The sequence below is a fragment of the Geodermatophilus sp. SYSU D00697 genome (genome assembly GCF_054050175.1).
Genome location: NZ_JBJGYV010000060.1, coordinates 1 through 6,378, shown reverse-complemented (window position 1 = coordinate 6,378; position 6,378 = coordinate 1). Strand labels below are relative to the sequence as shown.

Here is a 6,378-nt window from a genome sequence, read left to right as displayed (position 1 = left end):
GTCATGTTGTAGGCCCCGGCCCGCCCCGGACCACGACACCGCCCGGTCCCTCGGCGCAGGGACCGGGCGCTGTCGGGTGTGGCGCTGGAGCGGCGCTCAGTGGAAGGAGTCGCCGCAGGCGCAGGAGCCCTGCGCGTTCGGGTTGTCGATCGTGAAGCCCTGCTTCTCGATCGTGTCCACGAAGTCGATCACCGCGCCGCCCAGGTAGGGGCCGCTCATCCGGTCGACGATGACCTCGACGCCACCGAACTCGAAGGTCTGGTCACCGTCGAGGAAGCGCTCGTCGAAGAAGAGCTGGTAGCGCAGGCCGGAGCAGCCGCCGGGCTGGACGGCGATGCGCAGCCGCAGGTCGTCGCGGCCCTCCTGGTCCAGCAGCGCCTTGACCTTCGCGGCGGCGGGCTCGCTCAGAACCACGCCGGTCGCTGCGGTGTCCTGCACCGTCATGTTGTCGTCCTCCCACGTTCGAGGGTGCCTGCTGCGGCACGTCCTGCAGCAGGCCAACACCGCCGGAGCGGAGCCTCTTCCCACTGTACGGCGCAGGTACGCACACGAGCGGGGAACGGGCGAGGTCACACGTAGACTCGCGGGCGTGAAGCTCCGCCTGCCCGGGCGCAAGGACCGCGCCGAGACCGCGCCCGACGCCGACGCCGACCTGACCACCCAGTTGGTGAAGTCGGGCGGCAAGGGCCGGCCCACGCCCAAGCGCAACGAGGCCCAGGGACGCCGTCCCGGGCCTCCCCCGCCGCCTCCCACCACGCGCAAGGAGGCCTACAAGCGGATGCGCGAGCAGCAGGCGTCCCAGCGCACCGCCGCGCGGGCCGGGGCGCTGCGCGGCGACGACAGCTACCTGCCCGCCCGCGACCGGGGCCCGGTCCGCAAGTTGGTGCGCGACGTCGTCGACGCCCGGCGCAACGCCGGCAGCTTCTTCCTCCTCGTGGCCGCGCTGGTGCTCGCGGGCTACTTCGTGCCCAGCCCCGCGGTGCAGAGCTACACGGTCTTCGTGTGGTTCCTCTTCTTCCTGGTGATCATCGTCGACTCGGTGTTCCTCGGCCGGCGGATCAAGAAGAAGGTGCTCGAGCGCTTCCCGAACCAGGACCACAAGATGCGCGGGCTGGTCTGGTACGGCATCAGCCGGTCCACCATGGTCCGCCGCTGGCGGTTCCCGAAGCCCGAGGTGGCACTGGGCGCCCAGGTCTGAAGGCCCCCTGGAGGACCCCACCCTCCGCACCGCTCGCGGGCTCGCGGCGAGCCTCTGGACGGGGCCGCCCGGGACGGGCCCGCTAGCGTCGGTGCCCGTGGAATTCCGACGACTGGGCCGCTCCGGCCTCACCATCTCCGAGATCGCCTACGGCAACTGGTTGACCCATGGCGGCCAGGTCGAGGAGGACGCCGCGCACGCCTGTGTGCGGGCCGCCCTCGACGCCGGCATCACCACGTTCGACACCGCCGACGTCTATGCCGGCACCCGCGCCGAGTCGGTGTTGGGCCGGGCGCTGGCCGGGCAGCGCCGCGAGGGCCTGGAGGTCTTCACCAAGGTCTACTGGCCCACCGGTCCCGGCCGGAACGACCGCGGCCTGGGCCGCAAGCACATCGTGGAGAGCTGCCACGCGTCGCTGCGCCGGCTGCAGACCGACTACGTCGACCTCTACCAGGCGCACCGGTACGACCCCACGGTGCCGCTCGAGGAGACGATGACCGCCTTCGCCGACCTCGTGCGGGCGGGCAAGGTGCTCTACGTCGGCGTCTCCGAGTGGCGCGCCGACGAGATCGCCGCGGGCGCCGCCCTGGCCCGTGACCTCGGCGTCCAGCTCATCAGCAACCAGCCGCAGTACTCGATGCTGTGGCGGGTGATCGAGGACGAGGTCGTCCCCACCTCCGAGAAGGAGGGGCTGTCCCAGATCGTGTGGTCCCCGCTGGCCCAGGGCGTGCTCACCGGCAAGTACCTGCCCGGCCAGCAGCCCCCGGCCGACAGCCGCGGCGGGCACGCCGAGGTCGGGGGGTCCATGCAGCGGTTCCTCCGGGACGACGTCCTCAGCCGCGTGCAGGGACTGCGGCCGATCGCCGAGGACCTGGGCCTGTCCATGGCCCAGCTCGCGGTGGCGTGGGTGCTGCAGAACCAGAACGTGGCGGCGGCGATCATCGGCGCCACCCGGCCCGAGCAGGTGCAGGACAACGTGCAGGCCGCCGGGGTGCGGCTGGACGCCGACGTCCTGGCGCGGATCGACGAGGTGCTCGGCGACGTGGTCGAGCGGGACCCGGCGAAGACCGCCCGCGGCTGAGCACGGACCTCCCTGCCCCCACCGCTCGCAGGCTCGCGGTGGGCCCCTGCAAGGAGGCCGCCGGGGCGGACGCCCGTCGTCCGCCCCGGCTACGTCGCTGCCAGCCCCATCGGGCCGTAGACCTCCTGGTCGCCGTCGAAGAGCCGGACCGTGGCCACCCCGCGTTCCAGCAACAGCCGCCAGTGCTCCCCCAGCCACGACTCCGCGTCGCCCTGGTTCTCCGCCTCCGGGACCTCGACCCCCACCGACGCGGGGTCGACCTCAACCCCCGCGGGGTCCTCCAACCGCCAGTACCAGCTCATGTGCCGAGGCTAGTGACCGCGCCGTCGGTGCCCGAGTCACGGTCGGCCGTGCGTTACCCCGGCCAGCGTCGCGGGCATGTCAGGTCATCGACCGTCCAGAACCGGAGGACCGATGACCCAGCCCACAGCGGGCGCGAGCCGCGCGACCGCACCACCACCAGCCCCCGAGGACGCCTCGACGGGCCAGTTGATCGGCCAGCTCACCGAGCAGATCTCCCGCCTGGTCCGTGACGAGGCCCGGCTGGCGCAGGCCGAGGTCACGCAGAAGGCCAAGCGCCTCGGCGTCGGCGCGGGTCTGTTCGGCGGCGCCGGGCTGTTCGCCTTCCTCGGGGCGGCGGCTCTGGTCGCCACCGCGATCCTCCTGCTGGACCTGGCGCTGCCGGCCTGGGCCGCCGCGCTGATCGTGACCGTCGTGCTGTTCGCCGTCGCCGGGGTCCTCGCCCTGGTCGGCAAGAAGGACGTGCAGAAGGCGACGCCCCCCGTGCCGACCGAGGCGATCGCCAGCACCAGGACCGACATCGCGACGGTGAAGGAGAGTGCCCGCCGGTGAGCACCCCTGCCAGCTCCGGAGCCGGCGACACCACGCCGCGCGACCCCGACGCCATCAAGGCCGACATCGAGGCCACCCGCGAGCAGCTCAGCCGCACCGTCGACGAGCTCTCCCACCGTCTCGACGTCCCGGCCCGAGCCAAGGAGGGCGCCTTCCGCGCCCGGGACACCGCCGTCGAGACCTACCGCGAGAGCCCGCCGACGGTGATCGGCGCGGGCGGTGCGCTGGCCGGCCTGGTCGGCCTGCTGGTGTGGCGGCGCCGGACCCGGGACCGCCGCCGGGCCGAGCGTGCGGCGAAGCGCGAGGCGAAGCGGGCTGCCAAGCAGCTCGCCGCCCGCCGCGCCGCGGTGAAGGCGGCCGCTCGCAAGGCCACGAAGACGACGAAGACCCGCCAGAAGGCCCGCCAGAAGGCCCGCCAGAAGGCCCGTCGGGCCGCCGCGAGGAGGACGAAGTGAGCAGCAAGGGGGCCAAGCTGGCCTACCGCCCGATCGGCCTGCTCGGGGGCATCCTCGCCGGCCTGGTCTCCGGCACGATCTTCAAGCAGGTCTGGAAGCGGGTCTCCCACGAGGAGGACGCGCCCGACGCCCTGCAGAGCGAGTACCGGATGCGCGAGGTCGTGCTGGCCGCCGCCCTGCAGGGTGCGATCTTCGCCGCCACGAAGGCCGCCATCGACCGGCTGGGCGCCCGCGGGTTCACCAAGCTGACCGGCAGCTGGCCGGGCGACTGACGTGTCCGGCACCCGACACCACGAGAGCGCGGTCGACAGGATCCGCGAGCGCGTCGAGGAGAAGGCCGCACGGCGCGCGGCCGCGGCCGAGGCGGCCCGGCGCGGCGAGCAGCCGGCCCCCTCCCCACGGCCGCCCGGGGGGCTGGACGAGCGGTCGCTGCCGGGCATCGGCGCGGAGAACCCCACCCAGATCCCCCTGCGGGGCTGGAAGCAGGTGGTCAAGCGGGCGTGGGCCGAGAACAAGGCCGACAACATGCCGATCATCGCCGGCGGCGTCGCCTTCTTCGCCTTCCTCGCGGTCTTCCCGGCCCTGATCGCGATGATCTCGATCTACGGTCTCGTGGCCTCCCCCGAGACCGTCGCCCGGCAGGTCGAGGACCTCTCGGCCCAACTGCCCGAGAGCGCGGCGGACCTGATCGGGCAGCAGTTGACGTCGATCACCGAGCGCAGCGGTGGCGCGCTGACCTTCGGCCTCGTCTTCTCCGTCGTCGGCGCGCTGTGGAGCGCGTCCGGCGGGGTCAACAACCTCATCACCGCGGTGAACCTGGCCTACGACGAGGTGGAGACGCGGAACTTCGTGAGGCTCCGCGCGACGTCGCTGGCCCTCACCCTGGGCGCGATCGTCTTCATCCTGCTGACGTTCGGCCTCGTCGCCGTCGTCCCGGCCGTGTTGGACGTGCTCCCGCTGGGGGCCGTCGGGACCGTCCTCGCCCAGGTCATCCGGTGGGTGCTGATCCTCGCGGTCATGGCCGGCTCGCTCGCCGTCCTCTACCGTGTGGCGCCCGACCGGGACGCGCCCAGGCTCCGGTGGGTCAGCCTCGGGTCGATCGTGGTGACGCTCGTCTGGGCGGTCGTCAGCCTGCTGTTCAGCTTCTACGTGAACAACTTCGGCTCCTACGACAAGACCTACGGCACGATCGCCGGCGTCATCGTCCTGATGCTGTGGCTGTACCTCACCTGCTACCTCATCCTGCTGGGCGCGGAGATCAACTCCGAGGCCGAGCACCAGACGGCCCAGGACACCACCTCCGGCGAGCCGCTCCCGATGGGCGAGCGCGACGCGGTGGTGGCCGACACGCTGCCCGAGAAGCCCGAGCCCACCAAGGAGGACAAGGACCCGACCCGGAAGTGACCGGGGCCCGGTCCCAGGGCCGGTGCCGGGGGTCTCCCTCAGCGCACGTGCGAGGGCACGAAGGGCGGCCGCACGACCTGCACCGCCTGCGGCCGCCCGCGCACGTCCACGGCCAGCTCGGCGCCCTCCGCCACCCCGGCGGCGGAGTCGAGCAGGGCCAGCGCGATGCCTGTTCGCAGGGTGGGTGAGAACGTCCCGCTGGTCACCTCGCCGACCCGTCCGTCCCCCGGGTCGACGACCGCCATCCCCGGCCGCGGGATCCCCCGGCCGGTCGCCCGCAGGCCCCACAGCAGCCGCGCCGGCCCGCGCTCCTTCTCTGCCAGCAGTGCCTCGCGGCCCCAGAACGCCGGCTTGCGCCACCCGACCGCCCAGCCGGCGCGGGCCTGGCTCGGGGTGATGTCCGGGGAGAGCTCGTGCCCGTGCAGCGGGTAGCCCATCTCGGTCCGCAGGGTGTCGCGGGCGCCGAGCCCGCACAGCCGCAGGTCCTCGTCCCGGCCCACGTCGACCAGCACGTCCCACAGTTCCCCGGCCCGCTCGGCGGGGACCAGCAGCTCGTAGCCGTGCTCGCCGGTGTAGCCGGTCCGGCACACCGTGACCTCGGTGTCCCCGCCGCCGGTGCCGGTCACGAAGGACATGTACGCCAGTTCGCCGGGCAGGCCGAGGAAGGACAGCACCTGTGCCGACTTCGGTCCCTGGACGGCGAGGACGGCGACCTCCGTGTGCCGGTCGGTCACGGTGACCCCGGCGGGCGCGGCGTCGGTCAGGAGGGCCACCACCTCGGCGGCGTTGGCCGCGTTCGGCACCAGCAGGACGTCGTCCGGCCCGTGGAGGTAGACGATGAGGTCGTCGACCACCCCGCCGGCACGCGGGTCGCCGTCGGGCAGGCAGCACATCGTGTACTGCGCCTGCCCGGGACCGATGCGGGACAGGTCGTTGGTCAGGCAGGAGTCGACGAACCCGGCCGCACCGGGCCCGCGCACCGTCACCGTCCCGAGGTGGGAGACGTCGAAGAGCCCCACGCCGGTCCGGACGGCGGCGTGCTCGGCCAGCACGCCCCCTCCGGCGTACTCGATCGGCATCGTCCAGCCACCGAAGTCGGCCATCTTGGCGCCGGCCGCGAGGTGCCGCTCGTGAAGGGGGGAGGTCCGCGGGGTCACGGTCGGCACGCTAGCGCTCGTCGCACGGACCGGGCGGCCCCTGCCGCAGACCGGGCGGCCCGCTCGCAGGGGCCCGCGCCGAGCCTGCGAGGCGTGGGGGGCGAGGGCGGCCCGCTCGCAGGGGCCCGCGCCGAGCCTGCGAGGCGTGGGGGGCGAGGGCGGCCCGCTCGCAGGGGCCCGCGCCGAGCCTGCGAGGCGTGGGGGGCGAGGGCGGCCCGCTCGCAGGGGCCC

At 73.7% G+C, this 6,378-nt stretch carries 9 protein-coding genes; 6 read left to right on the top strand and 3 right to left on the bottom strand.

Translation table 11 applies throughout. From position 1 onward, the window contains the following. Positions 1 to 96: 96 nt before the first annotated feature. Positions 97 to 444: a HesB/IscA family protein gene (locus tag ACI79C_RS25120; RefSeq protein WP_456948428.1), complete on the bottom strand. Its 348-nt coding sequence runs from the start codon at positions 442 to 444 to the stop codon at positions 97 to 99. Positions 445 to 589: 145 nt separating this feature from the next. On the opposite strand from ACI79C_RS25120, the gene ACI79C_RS25115 reads away from it, so the two are divergent. After that, a complete protein-coding gene (locus ACI79C_RS25115) occupies positions 590 to 1,198 on the top strand; it encodes a DUF3043 domain-containing protein (RefSeq protein WP_456948427.1) in 609 nt (202 codons plus the stop codon). A 97-nt stretch (positions 1,199 to 1,295) separates the two neighbouring features. Next, positions 1,296 to 2,279: an aldo/keto reductase family protein gene (locus ACI79C_RS25110; protein ID WP_456948426.1), complete on the top strand. Its 984-nt coding sequence runs from the start codon at positions 1,296 to 1,298 to the stop codon at positions 2,277 to 2,279. An 89-nt stretch (positions 2,280 to 2,368) separates the two neighbouring features. On the opposite strand, the gene ACI79C_RS25105 is transcribed toward ACI79C_RS25110, so the two are convergent. Further along, positions 2,369 to 2,581: a hypothetical protein gene (locus ACI79C_RS25105; RefSeq protein WP_456948425.1), complete on the bottom strand. Its 213-nt coding sequence runs from the start codon at positions 2,579 to 2,581 to the stop codon at positions 2,369 to 2,371. A gap of 112 nt (positions 2,582 to 2,693) precedes the next feature. Between ACI79C_RS25105 and ACI79C_RS25100 the strand changes: the two genes are divergently transcribed. The 4 genes from ACI79C_RS25100 to ACI79C_RS25085 are packed head-to-tail and all read left to right on the top strand — an operon-like array spanning position 2,694 to position 4,990. Further along, a complete protein-coding gene (locus tag ACI79C_RS25100; protein WP_456948424.1) occupies positions 2,694 to 3,131 on the top strand; it encodes a phage holin family protein in 438 nt (145 codons plus the stop codon). Further along, entirely contained in the window at positions 3,128 to 3,586 is a 459-nt protein-coding gene (locus tag ACI79C_RS25095) for a DUF3618 domain-containing protein (protein ID WP_456948423.1), read from the top strand. Before ACI79C_RS25100 ends, ACI79C_RS25095 begins: the two co-directional genes overlap by 4 nt. Further along, positions 3,583 to 3,858: a DUF4235 domain-containing protein gene (locus ACI79C_RS25090; RefSeq protein WP_456948422.1), complete on the top strand. Its 276-nt coding sequence runs from the start codon at positions 3,583 to 3,585 to the stop codon at positions 3,856 to 3,858. The genes ACI79C_RS25095 and ACI79C_RS25090 overlap by 4 nt, the downstream gene beginning before the upstream one ends. Position 3,859: 1 nt before the next feature. Then, positions 3,860 to 4,990 (top strand): YihY/virulence factor BrkB family protein, encoded by a 1,131-nt coding sequence (locus tag ACI79C_RS25085; protein WP_456948421.1) that lies wholly within the window; start codon positions 3,860 to 3,862, stop codon positions 4,988 to 4,990. Positions 4,991 to 5,028: 38 nt separating this feature from the next. On the opposite strand, the gene gcvT is transcribed toward ACI79C_RS25085, so the two are convergent. Beyond that, positions 5,029 to 6,147 (bottom strand): glycine cleavage system aminomethyltransferase GcvT, encoded by a 1,119-nt coding sequence (gcvT, locus tag ACI79C_RS25080; RefSeq protein ID WP_456948420.1) that lies wholly within the window; start codon positions 6,145 to 6,147, stop codon positions 5,029 to 5,031. Positions 6,148 to 6,378: the final 231 nt, after the last annotated feature.

Bases quoted from the DNA above. Each gene is read 5' to 3' on its own strand.
- ACI79C_RS25120 (WP_456948428.1), bottom strand. From the start codon at position 444: ATGACGGTGCAGGACACCGCAGCGACCGGCGTGGTTCTGAGCGAGCCC.
- ACI79C_RS25100 (WP_456948424.1), top strand. From the start codon at position 2,694: ATGACCCAGCCCACAGCGGGCGCGAGCCGCGCGACCGCACCACCACCA.
- ACI79C_RS25105 (WP_456948425.1), bottom strand. From the start codon at position 2,581: ATGAGCTGGTACTGGCGGTTGGAGGACCCCGCGGGGGTTGAGGTCGAC.